General features: G+C 36.9%; 19 protein-coding genes and 1 pseudogene. 12 read left to right on the top strand and 8 right to left on the bottom strand.

Going from position 1 to position 25032, the window contains the following annotated elements:
* The 6 genes and pseudogenes from H4J54_RS15885 (at nucleotide 1) to H4J54_RS15910 (ending at nucleotide 7288) form a co-directional block, all read left to right on the top strand.
* A complete protein-coding gene (locus H4J54_RS15885; protein ID WP_182191981.1) occupies nucleotides 1-1383 on the top strand; it encodes an ATP-binding protein in 1383 nt (460 codons plus the stop codon).
* A gap of 65 nt (nucleotides 1384-1448) precedes the next feature.
* Entirely contained in the window at nucleotides 1449-4046 is a 2598-nt protein-coding gene (locus H4J54_RS15890) for a hypothetical protein (protein WP_182191982.1), read from the top strand.
* A gap of 95 nt (nucleotides 4047-4141) precedes the next feature.
* Entirely contained in the window at nucleotides 4142-4681 is a 540-nt protein-coding gene (locus tag H4J54_RS15895; protein WP_182191983.1) for a DUF4157 domain-containing protein, read from the top strand.
* A 138-nt stretch (nucleotides 4682-4819) separates the two neighbouring features.
* Nucleotides 4820-4918 (top strand): annotated as a pseudogene (locus H4J54_RS15900) (tyrosine-type recombinase/integrase); the annotation flags it as partial.
* A gap of 219 nt (nucleotides 4919-5137) precedes the next feature.
* On the top strand, nucleotides 5138-5833 hold the full coding sequence (locus tag H4J54_RS15905; RefSeq protein WP_182191985.1) for a hypothetical protein: 696 nt from the start codon (nucleotides 5138-5140) through the stop codon (nucleotides 5831-5833).
* Nucleotides 5834-6166: 333 nt separating this feature from the next.
* Nucleotides 6167-7288, top strand: coding sequence for a hypothetical protein (locus H4J54_RS15910; protein WP_220464152.1), 1122 nt, complete (start codon nucleotides 6167-6169; stop codon nucleotides 7286-7288).
* Nucleotides 7289-7757: 469 nt separating this feature from the next.
* On the opposite strand, the gene H4J54_RS15915 is transcribed toward H4J54_RS15910, so the two are convergent.
* Both H4J54_RS15915 and H4J54_RS15920 read right to left on the bottom strand, forming a co-directional pair.
* Nucleotides 7758-7901, bottom strand: a complete 144-nt coding sequence (locus tag H4J54_RS15915; protein ID WP_182191986.1) for a hypothetical protein — start codon at nucleotides 7899-7901, stop codon at nucleotides 7758-7760.
* Nucleotides 7902-7945: 44 nt separating this feature from the next.
* Nucleotides 7946-8152 carry a hypothetical protein gene (locus tag H4J54_RS15920; protein WP_182191987.1) on the bottom strand — a complete coding sequence of 69 codons (207 nt, stop codon included), beginning with the start codon at nucleotides 8150-8152 and terminating at the stop codon, nucleotides 7946-7948.
* Nucleotides 8153-8345: 193 nt separating this feature from the next.
* Between H4J54_RS15920 and H4J54_RS15925 the strand changes: the two genes are divergently transcribed.
* From H4J54_RS15925 to H4J54_RS15935, 3 genes are all read left to right on the top strand, one after another.
* Nucleotides 8346-10127, top strand: a complete 1782-nt coding sequence (locus H4J54_RS15925) for a methyltransferase domain-containing protein (RefSeq protein ID WP_182191988.1) — start codon at nucleotides 8346-8348, stop codon at nucleotides 10125-10127.
* Nucleotides 10128-10464: 337 nt separating this feature from the next.
* Nucleotides 10465-11595: an RDD family protein gene (locus H4J54_RS15930; protein WP_259366975.1), complete on the top strand. Its 1131-nt coding sequence runs from the start codon at nucleotides 10465-10467 to the stop codon at nucleotides 11593-11595.
* Nucleotides 11596-11599: 4 nt separating this feature from the next.
* Nucleotides 11600-12880 (top strand): PrsW family intramembrane metalloprotease, encoded by a 1281-nt coding sequence (locus H4J54_RS15935; RefSeq protein ID WP_182191990.1) that lies wholly within the window; start codon nucleotides 11600-11602, stop codon nucleotides 12878-12880.
* 425 nt (nucleotides 12881-13305) lie between these two features.
* On the opposite strand, the gene H4J54_RS15940 is transcribed toward H4J54_RS15935, so the two are convergent.
* The 6 genes from H4J54_RS15940 to H4J54_RS15965 form a co-directional block, all read right to left on the bottom strand.
* A complete protein-coding gene (locus H4J54_RS15940) occupies nucleotides 13306-16515 on the bottom strand; it encodes a DUF3427 domain-containing protein (RefSeq protein ID WP_182191991.1) in 3210 nt (1069 codons plus the stop codon).
* A gap of 150 nt (nucleotides 16516-16665) precedes the next feature.
* Complete coding sequence (locus H4J54_RS15945) at nucleotides 16666-17364, bottom strand: hypothetical protein (RefSeq protein WP_182191992.1); 699 nt, start codon at nucleotides 17362-17364, stop codon at nucleotides 16666-16668.
* Nucleotides 17365-17664: 300 nt separating this feature from the next.
* A complete protein-coding gene (locus tag H4J54_RS15950) occupies nucleotides 17665-17817 on the bottom strand; it encodes a hypothetical protein (protein ID WP_182191993.1) in 153 nt (50 codons plus the stop codon).
* Nucleotides 17818-18161: 344 nt separating this feature from the next.
* Nucleotides 18162-19112: a diguanylate cyclase gene (locus H4J54_RS15955; RefSeq protein WP_182191994.1), complete on the bottom strand. Its 951-nt coding sequence runs from the start codon at nucleotides 19110-19112 to the stop codon at nucleotides 18162-18164.
* Between the two features lie 5 nt (nucleotides 19113-19117).
* Nucleotides 19118-19747 (bottom strand): hypothetical protein, encoded by a 630-nt coding sequence (locus H4J54_RS15960; protein ID WP_182136347.1) that lies wholly within the window; start codon nucleotides 19745-19747, stop codon nucleotides 19118-19120.
* Entirely contained in the window at nucleotides 19744-20109 is a 366-nt protein-coding gene (locus H4J54_RS15965) for a response regulator (RefSeq protein ID WP_182191995.1), read from the bottom strand. The genes H4J54_RS15960 and H4J54_RS15965 overlap by 4 nt, the downstream gene beginning before the upstream one ends.
* A 1775-nt stretch (nucleotides 20110-21884) precedes the next feature.
* On the opposite strand from H4J54_RS15965, the gene H4J54_RS15970 reads away from it, so the two are divergent.
* From H4J54_RS15970 to H4J54_RS15980, 3 genes are all read left to right on the top strand, one after another.
* Complete coding sequence (locus tag H4J54_RS15970) at nucleotides 21885-22316, top strand: BLUF domain-containing protein (protein WP_182191996.1); 432 nt, start codon at nucleotides 21885-21887, stop codon at nucleotides 22314-22316.
* Nucleotides 22301-23032, top strand: coding sequence for an EAL domain-containing protein (locus tag H4J54_RS15975; RefSeq protein ID WP_220464151.1), 732 nt, complete (start codon nucleotides 22301-22303; stop codon nucleotides 23030-23032). The genes H4J54_RS15970 and H4J54_RS15975 overlap by 16 nt, the downstream gene beginning before the upstream one ends.
* Nucleotides 23033-23307: 275 nt before the next feature.
* Nucleotides 23308-24813 (top strand): YdiU family protein, encoded by a 1506-nt coding sequence (locus H4J54_RS15980; RefSeq protein ID WP_182191997.1) that lies wholly within the window; start codon nucleotides 23308-23310, stop codon nucleotides 24811-24813.
* The last annotated feature ends 219 nt before the right edge of the window (nucleotides 24814-25032 follow it).

Consider the following 25032-nt stretch of genomic DNA (forward strand, 5'->3'; position numbering starts at 1 on the left):
ATGATCCAAGCCCAACAAATAATATTGAATCATGATGACGATCAACAATCGCTAAATTCGCATACTATGGCGTCTGAAATAACTTGGTTTCAAAAAGTGCTAGAGCAACGTATCCATCATTATTTTGAACTAGACCAAGCGTTTAATATTGGCACGATTACGCCACCAGATATCGCAAGCGACAATTCTGCTTACTCACAATTTATTTCAAAGAATAATTTTGGTATAGCTGAAAGAATAACCATTTTAATGGCATTAATGCCGCATATAAAACCTGAACTGCTTGATACATTTTTTATCAAAAATGCCAACTTAGACCGAAATTATACCGAATTTGGTGGCTGGAAAGGAAAGTCTCACAGTGGTTTTTTACCTACGGTTGAAACATTAGTTTTTGTTTTATCTGGCAATAATATTTACTCGCGTTTCCAAGTGTTGCAATTATTTGATGACGAAAGTGACTTAATAAAAAATAAGGTATTAAAAGTTGATAATGAGCACAAAGACGAACCATTTTTGTCTGGTGCGCTGCGAATTACGACAGAATATTTAAACTTATTTACCACCGGCATTGTTCATAAACCTGACTTTAGTATGTCATTTCCGGCAAAACGTATTTACTCACAGCTCGATTGGGAAGAATTAATTTTATGTCCAACTGTTCACAACGAAGTAGAGCAAATTACCCGTTGGATTGATGTAAAAGACACCATTATGCACACTTGGGGATTAGCTAAAAATATAAAACCAGGTTATCGAGCCTTGCTTTATGGCCCGCCGGGTACAGGTAAATCATTAACAGCAACCCTTATTGGTAAAAAAGCCAATATGGATGTTTATAGAGTCGATCTGTCTGCTATTGTTTCCAAATATATTGGCGAAACAGAAAAGAATTTAGCCAATATTTTCGATCAAGCAGAAAACAAAAATTGGATCTTGTTTTTTGACGAAGCTGATGCGTTATTCGGCAAGCGTTCAAATACATCGTCTTCTAATGATCGTCATTCAAATCAAGAAATTGCTTATTTATTGCAACGCACGGAAGACTTTCCCGGCATTATTATTTTAGCAACTAACCTAAAAGCTAATATGGATGAAGCCTTTGTTCGACGGTTTCAATCTATTATTTATTTTCCAATGCCCGACGTAGAACAACGAGAACAATTGTGGAAAAACATACTCGGCAGTGAATGCAAATTAGCCAAAGACATTAATATAAAAGATCTTGCAGAAAAATATGAAATGTCGGGTGGGGCCATCATTAATGTAATTCGGTATGCGGCTATTTATGCGTTAAGAATGGGGCGAGAGGCTATTAATCAGCAAGATTTAACACAAGGTGTGGTTAGAGAACTACGTAAAGAAGGGAAAATCATATCGTGATCTCATGTAAAGATAACAATAGACGAACAGCGCACATGCTAGCGTGGTTAATTATAGCCGGGTTTATGCTGCTTCAATGTTTACAAAATGCACAAGCAAGCCAAATTAAGGCTATTTCATGTCAACAAGTGCTCAATAAAACCAGTTTTTCTAAAATGCAGAGTATGTTGATTCAAGTGGGGCTATATCACGTTAATTATCGATATAAGCATTATGTTGATAATTTTACTGAGAAAAAAGAACCATTATCAGACAGTATCGTTGGGCCTGTCACTCTAAAGTGGTTAACAGACTTTTGTGAAAACTTACCAGAACCACACAAAAAAGACGTAATAGATTCTCTGTTTTTATATTCATCAATTAAAAAAGTAGAACCCAACTGTAAAGCGACAGGAAATTTAGCCATGCTAAAACAATGGTTTAATGGTCAGTCTAAAAAGTATGGTAATAAATGGGTGAGCAATCTATTAAAAGAATGTGATAAACAAACAAGTGAAAGCGAGCAAGACAACGACCCACATTATTATCAATTATCTAAAGAATCTATTGAGTTAATCGCTCAAGACAAGGCGCTGTTTGTAGTATTAGCCACTCATATCAATACGCCGTTTATTGATAAAATTAATGCAGAACAGTTTTTTATGCCCTTGCTTGAAGATTTTGGAGCCAATAAACAGCGTTATTTAGACGCAATACTAGACACGCTTAAATCTAACTATACGTTGCAACTTAATAAGCGCTCATTTGATAGATTGGCTATTAATCCTCAATTAACGCCATACATAACAGCATTAGAAAGCCTTAAAAACAAAAGTCATAGTGCTAATGACGTTCTATTAAAAGCTGTAGCTGACGTTTTAACAAAAGCTGTAAACAGTAACTCTGCAGAATTCCCCCTGAAAGCTATGGTTAAAAAAACCGATGTTTCACCTAATACACTAGCCAAAACACCAGCTGTATATATTAATAAATTAGCTGAACAAGTCATAGAAACATCCTCTTTATACACCTTTGTTTTTGACAACACTTCTTTCGATGATTTAAAAAATAAATCACTCATGAATTTTGCTGTGTCAGATAAAGATCTTAAAAAGTTAAGCTTGTTAGAACAAAAAGCTTATCCGTCTGAAATGTTATTTAAACATGCATTAGCCAGTATTTTTTTAGCAGAAGGCGACACAAAAGACTCGATAGAAATAGCTACTGACAAAGAACCAATAAATAACCAAAAACTGACTTTTTCAATCGATAAAATTATGCAACTAGCAGAGCAACAACCACACATTAATAGCCCCATTGCCAATGAAGCCGATTGCGGTTGTGTAAAAGAAAGGTATTACGATAACGTAATATACAATATTTATCCGGGTTGGTTACCGTCACCTAAGATAAAAACTATTGAAACAATAGTCGAAGGTAAAAGCGAAGACGATAAAAGCAATAAAATTGATTACACCAATATTTCGCGAATTGGTTTTCAAGGTATTAGTATCGACAAGAATGGCCATGTAACCGGTAGTGAAAATATTGGCGTATGGAACAGCTTACGTGAAAATTTCATTAATCAAGCGCACAAACATTACACCCAAGCCGATATTGTTATAGAGCTTATTAACTGGCAAAAATGGTCAGACAAAGTGATAAAAAAATCACTCGTGACGGTTAAAAATAGTTTACTAAAATCGCCAAAAGAAAAAGACATGTTATGGTCAAACGATAATGTCACCAACTTAGACGGTATAACCTTATATTTACCTAAATTCACACCAGAAGACAGCGATACATTGTCGAGCATTGCGCAAACATTTTTATCACTAAAAAATGGCAAACCCAATTTTAAAGTGAATGTGCTATTAGACTTAGATATATGCCCAAGTGGCATTGATTGTAAGGACGAAAATAGTCATTCAAATGTTATCGACTTTAAACTTTGTAATGTCGCCATAGCCGGTATTATTGAATCTGATAAAAATAATTCAGTGTGTAAAATGACAGACTCTGAAGAACAAACTTTAGATTACATTTTAATGTATCTACCAGAGTACACCACTAAAACTAAAAAGCATTTACGTAAAATAATAGAAGACAATTTTACCGGTGCAGCACGTCGCACCATGATGAATAAAATTGTGCCTATTATAATGCCTTACGACTTATCAGCTGCAGCAGACTTTAGCCAATTAGAAGACGATTTAGTGTATACCAAGCATAACTTTGGCGGTGTCGGTTTTTGGCCAATACCACTGCAAGGCGAAGCGCATTTCGATGCAATACAAGAAAAAATAAACAAGGTATTAATCGACCCGATCATTGTTAACAAAATTGAAGTGTTAGTAAAATCGATATTACCTGAAAATGTTTGCGACTTTATTTGTACCCAACGCTGGGAAGTTCGAATTGTATTCGATGTAATGATTATATTTTTAGTGTCATCAATATTCTTAAAAAGCTCGTCTTGCTATATTTGCCAATTTATTGATAATCACTATAAAAGTTATCTAATGAGTTGGGCTAGTGCGGTTTTGCTATTTTTCTCAATGTTAGGGTGCGACAAATATTGGCAAGAAAATGCTGATATAGCGGTATTAGGCGTACTGATCATTATTGTATTAATTACATTTACTAACTACATTATAAAGATGCGAAATGATCACTTACCGTGATGTCAGTTGTTAGCAAAGTCAGCAGTAATTCATAAGGTTGTAACTATCGAATAGCAGTAAGTAGTATCAGGTAAAATACAATGAAAGGAACTCTCATGAAAGCAGTTGTTGCACCAGTAACAGAACAAAAAGAGTCGATTAATTCAGCTAATGTTAGGCAACAAAAGCATAACAGCTCATTAACGTCAAATTTTGTTGATAATCGCCAACAAACAACTGCATTGTCTCAACTTCAGAAAATTGCTAATAACCGCATTCAAAACAAAGCATCATTTCAACCTTCCAATACACCCATTCAGAAAAAAGAAAACAAAACCGGCTTACCCGACAATTTAAAATCGGGCATGGAAAACCTATCTGGCATGTCGCTCGAACACGTAAATGTGCACTACAATTCTTCAAAACCCGCAACAGTACAAGCACATGCCTATGCACAAGGTAGCGATATACATTTAGCCAGTGGACAAGAAAAACATTTACCTCACGAATTAGGACACGTAGTACAACAAGCGCAAGGAAGAGTGCAACCCACCACCAGTGTTAGCGGCATGGCGGTTAACGACAATGCAGGTTTAGAAAGTGAAGCTAGCACTATGGGTAATAAAGCACTGCAAAAAGTTCAACAAGGCATTTAAGAGTAACTATTTTAGGTAGTATTGCCCTAAAGAGTATCTATTTGAAGGCGCGGGAGGCGATCGATATTCGGCGACGAGTTTGCGTAAGATTTTTGAGCGAGCACTAAAGTCTTCGGGGATAGATAAAAAGGCGTTTTGCATACCTTGCGGCATTCCTTCGCCACCCACCTTTTGGAACTGGGTACGGATCTTAGGTACATACAAACCTTGCTGGGACATTCAAGTTCAATAACGACCTAGATATATACTCAGCAGCCTTGAGCGTGAAAAAAGTCGACAAAAGGTCTTAAAGGGATTCGATCCCCCCTCGATGAAATAACTATATGAAGAGTGGCTTTTTAATATTAAGAAAGTTCGTTAAAAGACCAGTGTAGATAAAGAGATAGTCTTAATAAAGTCCATAGTGGATTTTCTGAGATTGTTATAGGCAATTGACCAAAACTGGAAAAATAAATCATGAACAATCACGCTGACAAAACACAAAAAAATAAAAGCCAATCAGTGGCAAATGCTATTTCACAAAATCAGAGTAATGGGAAGTCTACTTTTCAATTTTTGGATAACCGTCCAGATGCTGTTGCTCAAAGGAAACTGCAAGAGGTTACTAATAATAGCCCTCAAGTAAAGCAGTTGAAAACTTTGCAAAACTTGGCGAACAGCAACCAAGAAAATAGTCAAGTTACTCAGTTCAAATCAATATCTTCTGAGAAGCCAATACAGATGATGTGGCCTTGGTCTAAGAAGAAAAAAGAACAAGAGTCTCTTCTAGGAAGCGGTCCAAGTGCAATGGAAAAGGCTAAACCAAACGTTGTAAAAGCAAAACGATTCGGAGTCGGGCTTAAGAAAAAGAAGGATCTGGCTGAACAATCAGTAGATTCAACAAAAGCAGGACATGCCTTAAATAAATTTTCTAAAGTTACGGGCGGACTTGATAAGGCAGCTAATCTTTTCCCACCAGCCAAAGCTGTCACAACACCACTCAATAAAGGAGTGGGATACATTATAAAAGGCGCTGCAATTAAGGCTGGTTATGATAATCATCAATCAGGTGAAGACGGAGGTTTATTAGGGTCAGAAAAAAGTGAAGAATTATTTGAAGCCGAGTCTAAACTTGAAGATGCCCAACTCCGAGGCGCTAGGAGCGATGATTAAATAATGTAATGTTGTAAAAAGAATAAAGCCTATAACAAAATGTATAGTGCACAGCTACCCATTGGGTTCGCTACAACACCATACATATAACATTATAGACAATAGACCAAATCCAGAAAAGAAAATAATTATGAATCTTCCCGCTGACAAAACGCAAGATAATGCAAGCCGATCGATTGCCTATGGTTTCTCACCAATGGAGAGCGAAGCTGGATCTTCTTTTTAGTTTGTAGAGAATCGACCTGAGGCCTTTACCCAAAGAAAGCGGCAAGGTTAGCGTCCGAAGCGGGCAGCACAAGCACTGCAATAAAAGAAAGTGTGGAGGAACCTAGAATGAAGAAAACGACTTGGTGGCTCCTATCGGCAATCATATCAATGGTATTTATTGTGATACTGGTGATGCTATGGGTAAAAATGAATCAATATAAAGTCGAACCGACTCAATTGGTTAGTGAGCAGGCCGCATTGGCCGAAATACAAAAGTGGGATAATACCCAGACTTCCCCTGCCACTAAAATTAAAACGGGAATCTTTATTCAGTCACTTCAATTTTTTAACTCAATGGAAGTAAATATTTCAGGTTATATCTGGCAGCACTATCAAAACAATGTACACGATGACATTAAACCCGGTAAAGATGAAGTAGGGTTTATTTTTCCGGAACAAGTTAATACCGGTAGTATTGATCCGCGCGAAGTGTATCGCGTGAGTAGTGGTGATGAAGAGGTGATTGGTTGGTATTTCGAAGCCACCTTACGCCAACCGTTTGATTATTCCGTCTACCCCTTTGATCACAAAACTGTCTGGGTGCGAATGTGGGCCAAAGACTTTTCCAAAAACGTGATCTTGATACCTGACTATAAAGCCTATGAGGCGACAGGGCTTGAAGATATCTTCGGGATTGAAAAAAGTATCGTCCTCGGCACCTGGATTCGAGAGAACACCTACTTCGATTATCACACGTCTAACTACGACACTAATTTTGGTCTTGATAACTATGTAGGTCAATCGAACTTTCCAGAGCTGCAGTATAACTTTGTTGTAAAGAGAAAATTTAAAAACGCATTTATTGTTTATCTTTTGCCTTTGTTTTTGGTGGCTGCATTGTTATTCGCTGCGCTGTTAACCGTTTCTGAGAATAAAAATCACGCTCATAAACTGGGCTTTAGCGTCGCAGGTTTCATTGGCACAAGTTCAGGTTTGTTCTTTGTTGTTATGTTGGCCCATATACAATTAAGAGAACAGTTCGCCGGGGCGAGTATTGTCTACATTGAGTTATTTTATATTTTTATGTATGGCCTGTTGGTGTTGGCGACGGCTAATACGTTTTTGTTTTCTATTCAGGCGTCGGGATTGCGGAATATAATTTTGTATAAGGATAACCTTATTCCTAAGGTAGCTTATTGGCCGGTTGTGTTTGGGAGTATGATTTTGATTACGTTGGTGGTTGGGTGAGGTTGTTGCACAATAAGTGTTTAGTGTTGTTGCGTGAATGTATTCTAGCCTACCGACCTAGGTATTTTTGTTTAAAGCAGTTAGCGGTGATGAATGTTTTGCGACTCACCTCTTAGAACAGGGTACAGACCTTCGCTATATTTAAGCGTTATTAGGTCATTCTAGTTCTCAAACAATGGCGATTTATATGCATGTTACGACGAAAGGTTTTTCCAATATTTGTTCGCTATTAGATTTTACAGATGCTTGATCGTAAACGAAGGAGTGACTTAATAATCGCAAATTTAATACATATTGAGCCACTTTTGATAAAACAGTTGAAATAAACGCCACCAGAAGATCTGGTGGGCTAATGCTGTTTGTTATAGGCAACTGAGAAAATCCTACAACAAAGATTAATGTAACATTAGAAGAATTTAAATTATGTATACACAGAGAGAAGCCAAGGAACATAAAAGTAGGGCCGTTGCTAATTTAATTGCTCTAGCTTTGCTGAGCCCGCTAACATAACGGAGACAACCAGTAATTTGTCACTAAGTTGCCATGCTTTTTGAAGTGTTTCGGTGCGCTCGTTTACGTTTTCAATTACGTTTAATACGATGCCTAAGTTCATTATATCACTTGGTTTTTTTCACCCTCTGGTTTATAAGTAGAATCTCAGCTATTGATATTTAACCCATGAGCTTCAAGCTCTTTGGTATCACCTCCTTTTCCGCAACCGTAATCGAAAATACTGTCTTCTCCATCTAAAAAATTATGACGAGCTAGTTTTTGAAAGGGAGCTGATAATCTATCTTGGTTTATTGCCGTTAAGTGTCTGGCTATGTTGTTGGGCAAGCGCGCTAATGGATATGGTTGCAACAATCATGGCCATTTATGGTAATAACTGTCAATCATCAAATGAATCTGAATTAGATGATTGATTGAATTTACTCTCTAATTTACATGAAGATATATAATTGTATTAATTTGTAATGCATTGATAGAAAACAACAATGTGGGTAAGCTTTGTGTCACAATGGAATTATAAAGATATCTACGCGAAAGGAACCCGCGCTTGCCTCCTCAATTTTATAATAAAAATGCCAATAAGTTAGCCCAGCAATACCTGTCAAAATCATTTGATGAGGTACATCAAAGTTGGTCGCAACTTTTGCCATCCGTTATAAAAAATGCTCATGCGCGTATTCTTGATATTGGCGCAGGCTCTGGTCGCGATGCTAAACATATAGCGCAACTTGCCGCACAAACTCACGGCACCGAAAACAAGGTTCAAGTAGTGGCTGTTGAACCTGCCAACCTATTGGCTGAACTTGGTGCAAGGCAAACCACAGGGCTAAACGTAAAGTGGCTGACAGATTCATTACCCGCATTAAGCGTTATCACCAAGCAAGAAGTCAGCTTTGATTTAATCCTCTTAAGCGCGGTTTGGATGCATATCCCGGTAAGTGATCGTGCGCGCTCAATACGTAAATTAGCTAATTTACTTAAACCTGGTGGCAAACTGGTTATTTCTCTCAGGCACGGGCAAACCATTGAGGATCGCAACGAACGTAAAATGCATACCGTGTGCGCTGACGAAATTAAACAACTCGCGAGCGATGTTGGGCTATTTACTAAACTAGAAACACCAAAAGAATCAGACAAACTCGGACGTGATCACGTTTCGTGGCAAACCCTAGTATTGCAAATGCCAGACGATGGCACGGGCGCTTTTCCTTTTATTCGCCATGTAGCACTAAACGATGGCAAATCAGCAACCCATAAACTGGCCTTACTTAGAGTTTTATTAAGAATTGCCGATGGTCATGCAGGCGCTGTGCTAAGGCGAGAGCCATCACCATTTGGCGATCGCGTTATTTTACCCGTAGGCCTAGTCGCGCTGTATTGGTGTCATCAATACAAAGACTTAATTGATAGCCACAATATATTTCAAACACCGAATAAAAGCCCCAACATGGGGTTTATGAAAGCGAATGGCTGGCAGAAATTAACCCATCGCAGCGCGTCAGATTATCGTATTGGCAATCTATTTACCGGTGACGATGCGATCGCGCTGCATAAAACACTCTCTGCGGCAGTCAGTAATATTAAAACGATGCCATGTCGTTATATCACCTTTCCTAATAGAGAAGCCAATAGTGATAACACCGTATTTGAAGTAGCCAGCAAAACCGTAAAAGCCAAAGACAGCATATTTCTTGATTTACAAACCCTTGAACAGTGGGGCGAATTTTCACTGCCTGAATCGACTTGGCTGGCGTTTAATCGCTACGCCTGTTGGATTGAACCTGTACTAGTTAATGAATGGGTAAAAACCATGGCAAGTTATGCCGGTAATGCTCAATATAAAGCGCCTGAAAATCAATATAAATTAGCTCAAGCGCTAAATTGGGAAGAGCCTAAACGCACGACTGTTGAGGTACGTAAACGTTTCGAACTCATACAAAATGCATTACCAAAAGACGAAAAAATACAATGCGTGTGGTCGGCTAAATCATTAAAACAAAAATACGATATTGATCACAGTATGCCTTTTGCTCGCTGGCCCAATAACGATTTATGGAATTTATTGCCAACGGATAGCCAAGTGAATAATCAAAAAAGCGATAGATTACCAACCGAGTACAAATTAAAAGTGGCTAAAGAAAGAATTCAACATTGGTGGCAAGTTGCTTGGCTAGAACCAGAAGATCAGATTCAGAAACGATTTTTCGCTGAGGCTAATATTGCACTGCCGGGGTTAAGTTCAGATAACTCGTCAGTAGATGACTTGTTTGAGGCATTGGTTATGCAACGTGGACGATTGAAAGAAATGCAGCAGTTGAGGGAATGGTGAATGTTTCAATTTACTCTGTCCTCATTTATTCTTTAACTAACATGTCTCTTTGGTGCGCTAGAGCGGAAGTTAGCAACTTGTTAATCCTAACGTCGGCTTGAAGCTCATTGCCTTTGGGATGTAAAATATAAACGGCTAATTTTGCCAGATAAAAGACTATGGCTATGAGAAGAAATATATCAATTACTTGAAGTATCGCATCTATGATTTTGATTTATATATATATATAATAAGTTCATAAAAAAATTGAATAGCTGTTTATGTAATGTTTACCAATGGAAACTTAGTTTTTAGGTGGTAACTTGAAACTAAATAATTATAGGGATAATAGTACGTGATGAAGTGTGATGTTATATACAAAGGAATTAGTAATACAAAAAATATTGCTAACCTTGCTGGAATAATTAAGCGTAGTTTCCCCAATGCATCTAAAGACGATATCGTAAAATATTTGAAGCAAAATGATCTTACTCTTTTTAGCGATGTAGATGAAGAAAAAGCAAATAAGATTCAACAAGCAATACTTAAGTTTGGTGGTAAGGCCGATATTCAATTTAAAAATAATAATGAAGATTTATTCAATATTGAAGAAGTTGAAGAGGATACTACCCAAGAAACAACAAATAAAAATCAAGAAAGTCAGACCTTAAAAGTAGATGAACTGTTAATAGCAAAACCTTGGAAACGATCTGTAGTCTTTTTTATTGATCAATTACTAATTACGGGATGTGCCTTACTAATCGGTTTTTTGGTCACTACTTTCATATCAGCCTCCGTAGAGAATTTAGAATACCTCGGTTTTGTTTTAAGTCTTATTTATTTCACATTGATGACTGCAAATATGTCTAATGGGAAAACTATAGGAGCTAGACTTTTAAAAGTAAAAGTTGTAGATGAAAATGCCAGCCCTTTAAATTTCACAAAATCATTTATAAGATCTGCTTTATTCTTAGTTGGCTTTGCCTTTTTTCTAATTACGGCAGTAAGTATATTTTTTAATCCTAAGCGAAGAGGTTTTCATGATTTAATTTCTGGTGCATATGTAATTGAGGAGGAAGAGAGCAGCTTTGCCTCTAATGCTTTTACACAAAAAGCTCAGAAAGTAGCATTAGAGCATTTAAAGCGTGCTCAAGGTATTGGAATGAAAAAACTACAAGAATCAGTAGTACAAATAAATTCATCTATGCCTTATCTAGAAAATGCAGGTTATACGATAGCAGAATTAGAAATGGAACTTGGTGTATCACCTAAAGTTATTGTTATCGTTAAAATGAATAATGAGACAACTCTAACAATGGATGAATTGAAAGAGAAAGTTAAAGATAAACCTATTGTGACCATGTTGGTAAATGCAATAAAAATGAGTGCTGATTTACAGAAAAAAATAAGTATCAAAAGTATGAGAAGCGTAGGGATGGAAATTAGTTTAGCAGTAACTCCATCAGTAAAGTTATTGTTTGCGAGATAAGTCTATGGATAGTTATTATAAGCTAGTTTTTAAAGGAGAGATTGCTCCAGATAAAGATTTAAAAACAGTTCTAAGTGCATTTGCTGCTCTCTTTAAAATATCAAAAGCTAAAGCTGAAAAATATTTTGATGGAAAAAATTATGTCTTAAAGACGAATTTATGTAAAGAGAAAGCTATTTACATGAATGATAAAATTTTGGAGATTGGTGTTATATGTTATTTAAACTGTGAGCAGGATGGGAATAATGCTGATAGTTTAGTGTTAAACGAAAATAAGATAAAAAGCGGTCCAGTTAGCAAAGAAAGAACAACCTTGAGCCAGCATGTAACATCCTTTGCTGGTACTAAAGATATAACTGGTTTTAGCATAAAATTACTGCTGTCTGACGTATTTAAAAAAAGGAATGATAAGGAGCTGGAAGAATATTATTCAGTGGGTACTATTGCTACAACACCAAATATTGGAACAATAACTTCAGAATTCCCAAGACCTTGGTTATTTATACGGCTATTTGGGTTGATGCTCTTAACCTATCTAGGCTTTGTTTATTCGTTTGAATATTGGGAGAATTTAAAGCTATTACCCGGGTTGATATTTGTTGGGACTTTTGCAATGCCTTTAAGTGTATTAGTTTTCTTTTTTGAAACTAATCTTCCTAGAAATATTTCTTTGATAAAAGTTTTTAAATCGGTTTTGCAAGGAGGAATTCTATCATTAATTTTATCTTTATTGATGTTTCAATTAACTTCTGACCTAAATTGGTTAGGAGCACCTGTTGCTGGTATTGCTGAAGAACCTGGAAAGTTGATTGCCCTTTTATTGATTGCTAATGCAGTGCGATACCCTTATATTTTAAATGGACTTTTATTTGGAGCAGCGGTTGGCTGTGGCTTTGGTGCATTTGAAAGTGCAGGGTATGCTTTTGAAATTCTTTTGAATGAAGGTTATGAGTCTATGATAGACAATATTACATTGAGAGGGGTTTTGTCACCGTTTGGGCATATTGTTTGGACGGGAATGATAGGGGCTGCTTTGTGGAAAGTAAAAAAAGGTAGAGCCTTTAATATAAGTATGTTGTTTGAATTTACTTTTATAAGGGTTTTTCTGATAGCTGTCCTTTCACATATGTTATGGAATAGTGGAGATTGGATGTTCCCTTGGTTAATTAAAGCTCCTTTTATTGCAATAGTTGGCTGGATAGTGATTTTTTCTTTTATTAACGAAGGGCTAATAGAAATTAATGAAATCAAGCTTTTAAAAAGTAAAGGTGATCTACCTATTTAAAATAGCATCCACTTTGAAATATCAAAATCATACTAAATTTAAGGAAATATCACTTTGAAGTAATATAAGTGAACGACAGCTTTGATGGCAGGCTGTGTAAAAACTCTCAGAGTAAACTTTTTATGCGACGCTACGTGAATTTACAGGTGGTTTTACCTCAAACGTATACTACAGAATTTAATCTACGGAGCCTTTTTACGTTGATATTATCCAATTACGTAAGTTCGAAATAGTTTTCACACAGGCTGGTGGCTAAGCGGACTATTTACAGTGATAATTTCACGACTAAATTAGGTCAGGTTTGTGGCAAAAGTGAATATTTCAAATACTAATCCCATTATGTATGAACATCTACGCTCCATTATCAGGGCATCTAATAATAAGAGCTCCAGAATAATGGAAACTTTTTAATGATATTAAATAAATCAGCCCACCGCCAATTTAGCCGTCTCATGCCACAAATATGCTGGCATGGGATGTTTTAACTTCCATGTAATATTCATTGGCTGACTGCCTTCATATTTCACAAAATCTACCGGACCAAAATTGACAAAACCCATAGTTCTGTCATTTTCATCTTTGCCCTGTTCACGGACAAATAACAGGATGATTTTCTTCGTTTCTTTCTGTTGGATGTAACCTAAACCTCGGCCTGAATTGGGTCGTGCGCTGTTCTGAGTTTGCCAGTGAAACAAGGTTGGGCTAATGGCGTAATCATGGTACATGGTGGTGGCTGAAAATTGTTTTTCACATTTATTCAAGGTAACGAATAACAGCTGGGTATTAGCGTCAGCAATATTTAACACACCTTCTTGACTCGATGACTTTTTAGTAAAGGTACTATCACCAAACGCCACAAGAATATGTTCTTTCGGGTAGCGAACATGCATGTTAAGTGGTGATGAATCTACTACCATATTGTTAACTTTTGGCATAGTAAACTCTAGTCGTTCAATCAGTATTGAAATAACTTCAGCTAGTTCGCTAAGCAGTGTTGTGTTTCTCAGTGCTAGCAAGCTTTCTGATAAATCATTAAAGCCAAGTTGTTTACCTGTTTTATTCCAAAAATCGTAATGACACATTAAGGCAAACTGTTGTTGATGCTGTTGGGCGTTTGTCTCTGTATGATCACTATTTAATGCTGGTATTGAAAAATCGTTATCGCAAAGCGCTTTAATAAAACGTAAATACGAAATTGAAGAACAGTTGAGTAGTCTATTATTAATGGCTCGATAATAAGCCGCATAAAGTGCTTTATTCTCTAGCGCTATTTCGTTGTTCTTGCTTGCAGCAACTAATACTGACCAACCGCCAAATGTGCCAATTTTGATCTTGTAAATATCTTCTAAGGTAATGCTATCGTTAAGATGTAAAAAGTTAGTTAGTGTTAACGGTAATTTTGTACCATGCTGGAAACTTATGATTAAGCTGAATAGCCTATTTCTGTTTAGCGACGCTTGGCTAATGTTTTTCAAGATCATGGTTTGCGTTCTTTCTTGCAATTCAATGCGGCAACCTAACGGTAAGTGAGGAAAGCCTTGCTTCACTTCTTTGCCAATGGCTTGATTAGTTTTCCCTACTAAGGCTCTAAACTTGCTAGAAAAGTCGTATTCTGGTCGTGAATTACCGACAAAATCGAGAATAGTGCAACATTCTTTATTGTCAGTTAAGCGCAAACCTCGACCAAGTTGCTGTAGGAAAATAGTTAAGCTTTCAGTTGGGCGTAAAAACAGCAAAGTATCTAGCTCTGGAATATCGACACCTTCATTAAATATATCAACGACAAACAGTACATTTATTTGCTTTGATTTAAGTCGCTGCTGCTGAATTTCTCGGTCTTTACTGTTATCACTGGTTAATACACCACAAGCAATATTATGCAGGGTGAATTTTTGTGCCATAAATTTTGCGTGCTCTTTACTAACACAAAAGGCGAGGGCGCGCATTTGTGATATGTCGGTAACTACCTCTTGTAAGCTTTGTATAATGCGCAAAACCCTTTGGTCGTTATAGGTATAAAGATGAGTTAATTCGGCAATATCATAACGGCCTTTAGACCACTTTACTTTTGTCAGATCAGTATCATCATCTATACCAAAGTATTGAAAGGGTGAAAGATGGCGTTGATTTATCGCTTCAGGTAAGCGTATTTCTGCGGCAATAACGTTACAAAAATCACTTAGAATATCAGTACCATCATGGCGCTCGGGGGTTGCCGTCAATCCCAAGAGTATTTGTGGGCTAAAGTGTTTTAATACCGTGCGATAACTACTCGCTGAAATATGATGAACTTCATCAATAACAATGTAATCAAAGTAATCTTCACTTAAGGCTAACTGTTCCGTTTGACTGTTAAGCTGATTATTTAACGATTGAATAGAGGCAAAGAGGTGCTGATATTTGCTGGGTTTGTTATTACCAACCCACAACTCACCAAAAGCGCTATTTTTTAATACGCCACGATAAGCACCCAATGCCTGCTTTAGTATTTCTTCTCTGTGGGCAATAAACAAAAACTTTGCTTCGGGATTTTTAGTATAGAAACGCGCAAAGTCAAAAGCCGAAATAATGGTTTTACCTGTGCCTGTTGCGGCAACCACTAAGTTTCGGTAGCGATTATGCAAGTTTCGCTCAACCTGTAATTTTTCTAATATGGTTTGCTGATGCGAGTGTGGTTTGATATCAAAATAAAAACTTGGCGTTGCGTTATTGAACGTGCCTTTTGCTTCTTGCAGTGCTGTGTTTAGCTTTTCACGGCTTGCTGCTTTACCATCAAAGTGCTCAAAGTCAGGTGATTCCCAGTAGGTTTCAAAGGTGCTGAGCGATTTTTCAATGATATGCGGTATTTCTTGTGAGGTAATTTTAAGGTTCCATTCCAAACCACTGGTTAAGGCCGAATGTGATAAATTAGACGAGCCAATGTAACCGGTATGAAAGCCAGTATTGCGGATGAATAAATACGATTTTGCGTGCAGTCGTTCACGGTTAGTATTGTAACTAAGCTTAACTTCGGTGTTGGGTAATGAAGCTAAAAACTCTACCGCTTTTGCATCAGTAGCGCCCATGTACGAGGTGGTGATTATTTTTAATTGTTTGCCGCTACGGGCGAAAGACGCTAATTCATTTTTAAATATTCGAATGCCAGTCCATTTTATAAAGGAGACCAGCCAATAAATTTTATCTGACGATTGGATCTCTCTTTTAATTTCAGTCTCTAGTGAAACACCGACATTACTGCCGCAAAACAACTCACTCTGCGTGAGTCCGGTTATTGGCATAATCGCATCTACGTATTTAGGTAGGTCAGCAGCAATGGGGTTTGATTTATCAAATAACGCGGTAAGAATTTTGCCTTGGCTATCAAGTAAATTATCAGTGATTAAGGCTTCATCTTTAATGTGCGTGCTAAGCCACTGAACAATAGTGTTTGCGAGATTTATTTGATTATGAATTCTAGACTCGCCATTGGGCACTGAGTCCATAGCAATTTCGATAAGACGGGTTAAAAAACGAGATAACCAAGTAGCTGCTTCGCCAGCCTCTAATAACCGTTCGCCAACATGGAAAGTTTCTCTATCTAAATTTTGCTCAACTAACTGCGTAATTAACTGCTCGTAGATACCTGTGGTATTCATGAAAATCCTTTTATTTTAAACGCTTACTTGCTGTAGGGTATAGTAAATTAAGAAAGAGATAAATGAGGATTTATATTTTTGATAAAGGTGAATCAGGTAGCTTCTTACCCACACTAAGTGAGTTGACTAATTCTTTAAATTGCTCTGCATTCATTGTATTAATTCTTCCGCTAATATTTTAGCTTCATTGCCGTAAGCTTTTCTTCCAGGAATACGCCTGCCCTTGTCGCTGATATTCATGATTTGTAAGTGCCTTTCTGATTCATTCCCTACGCTTACATGTAGTGGTTTATCATTTCCGTAATAGTAAATTTTATCAAAGCTTAAATTGTTCACTATAAATAGCATAACTTGATCCATTTGCTTTTCATAACCATTAATAATGAAATCACAGGCTAAGCCGTGTCTTTTGCAGATATGATTATTAGCATTATTTAACTCTGAAGCTGCATGCTGATCAATTGAAGGATATGTACCGGAAGAACTATTTTTTTGAATAAACCTGTTTAGTTCAGGTGAGACAAAGCCATATGTGATTTTAACATCACCAAAATTTTTACTTACTGGTAGTAAAACTGTTTCGATAAGATCTAGAGTAGAATTGATTGATTCAACTTCTTTGGGATAGTTATCTATGGATATATTATGTTTTTCTCGATACCAGTTTACCAGTTGGTTAGCTAAAGGATGTTTCAGTAATACGTTTTTATCCTCAAGTTGGTATAAAAAGGTATGCCCTTTTTTTACAAATATTAATTTACCTGATACTCGCAAGTGCATCAGTTCACAATCTGAAACACCTAATAGTTGTTTGAATTCTTTAGAGGAAAATAATAGTTCTTGTTGCATAGCTTGAGTATATGAGATGTCAGATAATAACTACATTACAAATAAATGGTAACTAAATCTATAGTGAACATAGGGAAAAAGGGCATAAGTAAAAATAAGTAAGTAATGAAAAATATAAAACTTTATATCAATATTATTTTTTATTTTAATGGCCTAAATCAGTAGTGAATTCAAAGTACAAACTCGTCTGGTTAACTTAAAAGGCAGGTTAGCTGCGGTGTATGCGATAAGCTTTTGTTCTTGGTAAAGAAGGCACTTTATCTCCTTTATTCCTCTTAGAAACAGCATTAACTTCATCATTCAACCACGCCAAAGCGCGATGGCCATCTGTTTTCCATTCACTGATTGACTTTCATTTACTGAGGAAAGGTATACAACATAAAAGGATTCACGATCTAAGTTTTGCTCAACTAACTGCGTAATTAACTGCTCGTAGATACCTGTGGTGCTCATGAAAATCCTTTTAATTTAAACGCTTACTTGCTGTAGGCTATAGTAAATTAAGAAAGAGATAAATGAGGATTTATATTTTTGATAAAGTAGTTAGTAATCAAGAAAATATAAAAAAACAGCAGCAAAGAAAATTTTAAGCTGTTTTTTAATACTTACCTCTTACTGCCCGTCATAAGTACAGGAAAAACCTTTGAATATAGAGCGCGCTGTATGACGAGTTAGGGTAAATGTTAGCGAGCTATGCTTTAGTGCGTTACCCTATATATCAAGAGTCAAGAGGAGCTGCTAACTGTTTTAATCTGTTAGACGAATAATAAGGCTAGCCGTTAGTTTTTGTGGCTAACTTAAACATCGCAATCAAAAAAGTCAACACATTGAGAACGGCCATTGTTTTTTGCCGCATATAAAGCTGTGTCTGCTTCATGAATAAGTGTTTCGTAATTATTGTCTGATGAACGAGAGCAGGTAAAACCAATACTGATCGATATAGAAACGGCTATTGAGTTATAATAAACAGGTGTATCGGAAATAATATGCCTCAGCTTTTCTGCTATATAGGCTGCACCACTTAAATCGGTCCCAGGTAAAAATACACAGAATTCTTCACCGCCATAACGCCCTATAACATCACTTAAACGTAATGATTCAGTACAGCGTATCGCCACTTGCCTCAGTACTTCATCACCACACAAATGGCCGTACCGATCGTTGATTTTTTTAAAAAAGTCCATATCAAACATAATAAGAGAAACTTGGTGTTCATATCTGTTAACTCGACTCACTTCATTTCGGAAACATTTTTCCCAATGAGATCGGTTATACAATTGTGTTAAACCATCAATACTGTTGATACGCTTTAATTCCATAACAGTATCTTTGAGTTTCATGGTTGCTATTGCGATATCGGTCACGTCTTTAATGGTAACGCAAACATACTCAACATTATTATCTTGGTCAAATATGGGCGTAAAACAGCAATTTTGATACATAAAATCAACACCACCGGTGACAGAGCGGCCATGTGGAAACTTAAATAAGTAAGCTCTTTGTTCCCATCCAGAATAAGACGGGCTCTTTAAAATGAGCACACTTTTAATTTTTCTTTTAAACCATTTTTGAGCTAAGTTAGGAAAGCAATCAAAGATATTTAAACCAACAATATCATCAGAGGTGAACTGACAACGAATAGCCATGTAGTCGTTCCACAGATGCACAGTGAAATTTTTATCTACAACAAAAACGCCACTATCAACGCAATCAATAACATTATTAGTGTAAGAAAATTTATTAGTCATAATATTTACAACTCATCAATAAGCCGGTTTAAAACATTTTGTAAGTATTCAACCGAAGAATCTGGCATCAAAAGCAATAAGTCGCACTGAAATGAATGCTGTTCAACACTGTATTGTATTTTTATAGAAAGCGCATGATCCCATATCAAGTGATCTTGATTGAGTAAATTCTCTATTATGATGGATTGCCCCATCATAGATGGCGGCGTACTAAAAAAACGTTCTGATATTTGTTCCGCAATACCGGACAAACAAGCACCATTGATAATATTTGAAATTTCAAGCAATATTTCCTGCTCAACTTCAAATGTTACTTCCTCATCTAAATCAATTAATTGTGCCAGCTGTTCGAAGTCGGTGTTGCTGAAGATGGTAATGGATTCACCACAAATATTAGGATCTACTACATGAGTATAAAACCCCTGGCGGACCGCCGATATTTGTTCAGCGGGTATCAATCGTTTTAATGTCGTAATTAAATTTTTCGCTGAAAAAATTTCAATCGAAGGTACAGATAAAGTCACATATTGCTCAAATAGCACAGAAAGTGATTTGCCTGCCTGCCCCATGCCTATGTTACAAATTTCTTGCAAATAGTCTCGTTGATCTTCGGTAAAGTTGAAACTATTTTTCATAGTAACTTATGCTTTTTTAAAACTTCTATTAATGTGGTTGCCGAAATAGGTTTTCTAATAAAATCTAATGCTCCGGCGGCCTCAACTATTTTTTTCGCTTCGTCTTGAATATCCGCAGAAATAACAATGGTATTAATAACGATAGCTTCAGCTTGCATTATTTTTAATACGCTAAAACCATCTAATACCGGCATGGTTAAATCTAGAAATAAAAGATCTATTTCCTCAGTACGAAGCACATCAAGTGCTTCTTGGCCGTTTTTTACTAGTTGTGTGTTTGCGGCCCAACCTTCAGGAAGTATTCTTTGGAGTTGTTTTCGTGCCACATTTGAATCATCACAAATTAATATAGAAATTGTCATTTTTATCCTGTTGAGTTCGTAAAGTAAAAGCGCAGAGGGTTATAATAACCCCTAGATTTAACTCAAGATTGTCTTAAAGTTAGATATCAATAAAATTAATATACAGATGAAAAATCAATTACTAATTAGTTTTGAAGGCATAAATGTAAGGTTACCGGCCATAATACCACCCAACGTGGAAAATAGGTGATTTTATTGGCTTTGAATCATAGTTCAGATAAAACTAAGGCCGTTTAACATGTTAATCAATGACTTTATGTACATAATGTAAGAAAATCAGTCGGAATATTGGTTAAATAATATGGGTTACTATCTAACAGGGCAGCATAATTGCAGATAAGTATTGATTGATCTCGTTCTGTTGCTGACACTGAATATTCAGAGTTCTAGCTGAAAAAATTTGCCGTAGTTTCAGGAATCTTTTATTAATAAATTTTTATAGTAATGGTTAACTTGTGATTATGAACATTCTATATAAATGCGGAAAACACTAAGCGCGGAAAAGCTAAGGGCGATGTATTGCGGGGCGAATCCCGCCGAGGACGCCATTTTTGCAAATCACCGGTCTAGACCGAACTAGACCGAACTCAAAAAAACAATCGATATTACCCACAGCTTATTAAAAGCAGAACGATCCAGCCCGAATTAGCTCATTCACCTCTTGTTTAATCCGCACTAAATAAAAACGTGTATATGGAGGTGTAAAGAATAGGTTGTTGTACTTCAAAGGCTAGTTATAGCGGCTATTTTTCATCATAGTGCCACAAAATACTGGGCTGGTTTATCTTGTTACTCTGTGTAACTTTACGCTCTTTTTTTGTTTGTATAAATCAACCGTTCAACCCAGCTTTATCTGTTGTTGTGTAACCTTGGGTATCATAGTGTTTTCTACCGTTATAAATAAAAGTGTCGCCAGTTGTGACCCGCGGAAATGATTTTTGTGTGTCCCAGTTATAAAAGTTTATAGGGCAGTAAAATGGCACTAAGTGACTAAAAAAAGTGACTGGAAATTAAAGTTTTTATTAAGTAAAAAACATCCTAAACGTTTCAATATAATAGCTGACCGAGATAGACTTAGTATTCGTATTTCAGTTCATCTTGATTAACTGTTCAGTATCGTTATAGGTATCATAATAAAGCGACTCGCAGCACACTAGGCAGATGTCCTGATATTTCTTTGCAACAAGCGTGTGAGAAGATACCAGAGTTGCGGTAAATTTCTCCATTCATTGTATTAATTTTTCCGCTAATATTTTAGCTTCATTGCTGTAAGCTTTTCTTCCAGGAATACGCCTGCCCTTGTCGCTGATATTCATGATTTATAAGTGCCTTTCTGATTCATTCCTTACGCTTACATGTAGTGGTTTATCATTTCCGTAAGAGTCAATTTTATCAAAGCTTAAATTGTTCACTATAAATTGCATAACTTGATCCATTTACTTTTCATAACCATTAATAATGAAATCACAGGCTAGCCGTGTCTTTTACAGATATGATTATTAGCATTATTTAACTCTGAAGCGGCATGCTGATCAATTGAAGGATAGGTACCGGAAGAACTATTTTTTTGAATAAACCTGTTTAGTTCAGGTGTTGCAAGCAAGTAAGAAGCATGAAAATTATTTGGCGTTTACAGTAACCAAGTCATGGTATAGAGTACGAAATATAGCAATAAAATCAACAAGAATACGCAATAGTTGGTTACACAATTTTAGCTAACCATTACTTAGCCTGTTATTTGGCGTGTAGAGCGAATAGAAAATCAGGAGGCAATAATGACTGAACTCATACATTTGATCTACGCAAGTAAAGCTTATATCGACTTTTCCAAACACGATATAGCTTTTTTGTTGGAAAAAGCTAGGAATAAGAACAAATCTCTGGATGTCACCGGAATGTTAGTCTCTGATAGCGGTAGTTTTTTGCAGGTTTTAGAAGGCGAAGAAAAAACCATAAACCAACTGTTTTCGACTATAAGCGGAGACGGTCGACATGGCAATATTGTAAAGATAATATCTGAAGTTATACCAGAGCGCCGATTTAATGATTGGACCATGGGCGCTGCGTCGCTATCGAGACAGGAGTTGGCGAAAATTGACGGAACAAACGATTTTTTTACTGAAAATACGTGTCTGGTCAATATTAGCAAAGGTAGAGCAAAGAAGATTCTTGATGCTTTTGCGCAAGGGCGATGGAGATTGGAATAATCAAAGATATTAAATATACTCACGCATTCCAACCAATCATTAATATTGACGCTGGCAAAGTGGTTTCTTATGAAGTGTTGTTGAGAGGAAAAAATAATGAACCTCCCGGTTTCATCTTTGACCAAGTGCCCACTGCACGCTTAATGGAATTCGATCAAGCCAGTCGAGAGCGCGCTATAAAGTTAGCTTCTAACCTTGGGCTTGAGTGCGGTTTAAGTTTAAACTTTACACCTGGTTCCATTTTATTTGAAGGCGGGAAATATGTGGAAAACACAGTTGCCGTTTCTCAACATCACGGTATAGATGCCAAAAAACTCATCATAGAGATTACAGAAGGCGAAGCAATTATTAGCTCCAGTGAATTGTGGAATGCACTAAATAAGTTGCGTAGAATAGGGGCTACAATCGCAATTGACGATTTTGGTGCAGGATATGCCGGTTTAAACTTGCTGGCAGATGTGCAGCCTGACTTGATAAAACTGGATATGTATTTGCTGAGGAATATTGATAAAAATGGTCCACGGCAATCAATCGTCAGGGCTATATCTGATGTCTGTCTTGACCTTGGCATAGATGTGCTCGCTGAAGGAGTTGAGACCGAAGAGGAATTCGACTTTTTAAATAAATTAGGGGTGTCCTTATATCAGGGATATCTTTTTTCAAAGCCAGGGTTTGAGTGCTTTCCGCCTGTTTCAATTCAATATCTGAAAAGATAAGCAAACTCGAACAATGGCGTTAACTCGGACGCGTTTTTCGTTCGCTGCGCTCACTGCAAATCCGCTTGTTACAGCTGACGTTATAAAGCAAGGAGAGTTTAGTGTTCGTTGTATGTTTGAGTGCAAACAAAACCCTCCAATCAGTACGCCATTATTGCTTATAGTTATTATGGGTGGCATAGTGAATTTACAGTGAATTTGCAGTAAGTTTGATAGTAAATTAGCATCTTTAATTGTTATCAACCCATGAATAAAAATTTTACCCAGAGAGATAAATGACTATAAACCTGTCTAATAACTACCAAGCACTTGGCACTAGCTTTTCAGAGCAAACATTTCCTGCACCTGTGGCTGCGCCCTCATTATTATTGTGGAATGAAACCTTAGCAAAAACCTTAACTATCCCTTTTAGTCAAAAAGATGATGCTGAACTTATCGCACAATACTTCTCAGGTAATCAATTAATTGAAGGAAGCAAGCCGGTTTCACAAGCTTATTCTGGGCATCAGTTTGGTAACTTTAATCCGCATCTTGGTGATGGTCGTGCACATTTATTAGGTGACATTGCTGATACCGAGGGGCAACGCTGGGATATTCAACTTAAAGGCTCAGGCGTTAGTTCTTTTTCACGTCAAGGTGATGGTCGTTGTGCGCTTGGCCCAGCGCTGCGCGAGTATATGATGAGTGAAGCTATGTTTGCGCTGGGTGTGCCAACTACACGTTGTTTAGCTGTGGTTACTACCGGTGAAAATGTATATCGCGAGCGACCTTATGATGGCGCTGTTGTTACCCGTGTTGCCACAAGCCATATCAGAGTGGGCACTTTTCAATATTTTTCGGCGCGTAACGATACTGACTCGCTTAAAAAGTTGACAAATTATGCTATTAATCGACATTTTCCAGCATTGCTGGTTGAACATAAGGTAGCAACAACGACAAGCCCTGATGATAAAACAACGGCTGATGATATTAGTAGCGAACAAGTGCTTAAATTTTTCTCTGCTGTGTTGTCAAAGCAAATACCTTTAGTACTGTCATGGTTAAGGGTGGGTTTTATTCATGGTGTGATGAATACCGACAATATGACTATTTCAGGAGAAACCATAGATTACGGCCCGTGTGCCATGATGAATGCTTATGATTTAGACACTGTTTTTAGCTCAATTGATCGTAATGGTCGTTATGCTTTTGGTAAACAGATAGGCATTATTCAGTGGAATATGACACGACTAGCCGAAACCTTATTACCTTTAGTGGCTAGCGATGAAGATGATGCAGTAGCGAAAATGGAGCCTTTATTAGCGCAATTTCATCAAGATATTCAGCAAGGTTACTTGACTATGATGGCGGCTAAAATTGGCATTGATGAACCAGAGCAAGGTGATGCTCAGTTGATTAATGATTTACTGGCTATTATGCAAAAGCAGAAGTTAGATTACACCCAAACCTTTACTGCTTTAACCAAGGCACTGAACAAAAGTGAAATTGAAGCGCCACTAGCCGATATGCTTAATGAATGGTTACCTCGCTGGTATGCTCGAATTGAGCTATTTAAAACGGCTGCGCACACATTAATGGTAAGCACTAATCCTGTTGTTATTCCAAGAAATCATCATGTTGAAGCACTGTTAGCGTCTTGCCAAGAAAATGGTGATTTAACGGCGCTAGATAAATTTTTGGCGGTATTGCGACAACCTTATACAGAACTTACTGATACTAAACACTATCAAGATGCACCTGTTGATGGCGATAAATCTTATCATACCTATTGCGGTACCTAAGCTGTGCTATAAGGTTTGCATGATGAATAACCAATAACCAATAACCAATAACCAAGAGTAACAACTCAGACAAGTATGGTTAATGTGCTATTGACGGTTAAATTTCATTTAACTTGTTGGACTGAAGTACACCCTACAAAGGGCCTGCGGGTGATGATGTGGGAGTTGGGCTTTTTTTTGTGATTTTTTTGATTTTTTTTGTGAATTTTTTTTGATTTT

Origin of the sequence: Colwellia sp. MB3u-8 (assembly GCF_014076985.1) — a bacterium.
Taxonomy (GTDB): domain Bacteria; phylum Pseudomonadota; class Gammaproteobacteria; order Enterobacterales; family Alteromonadaceae; genus Cognaticolwellia.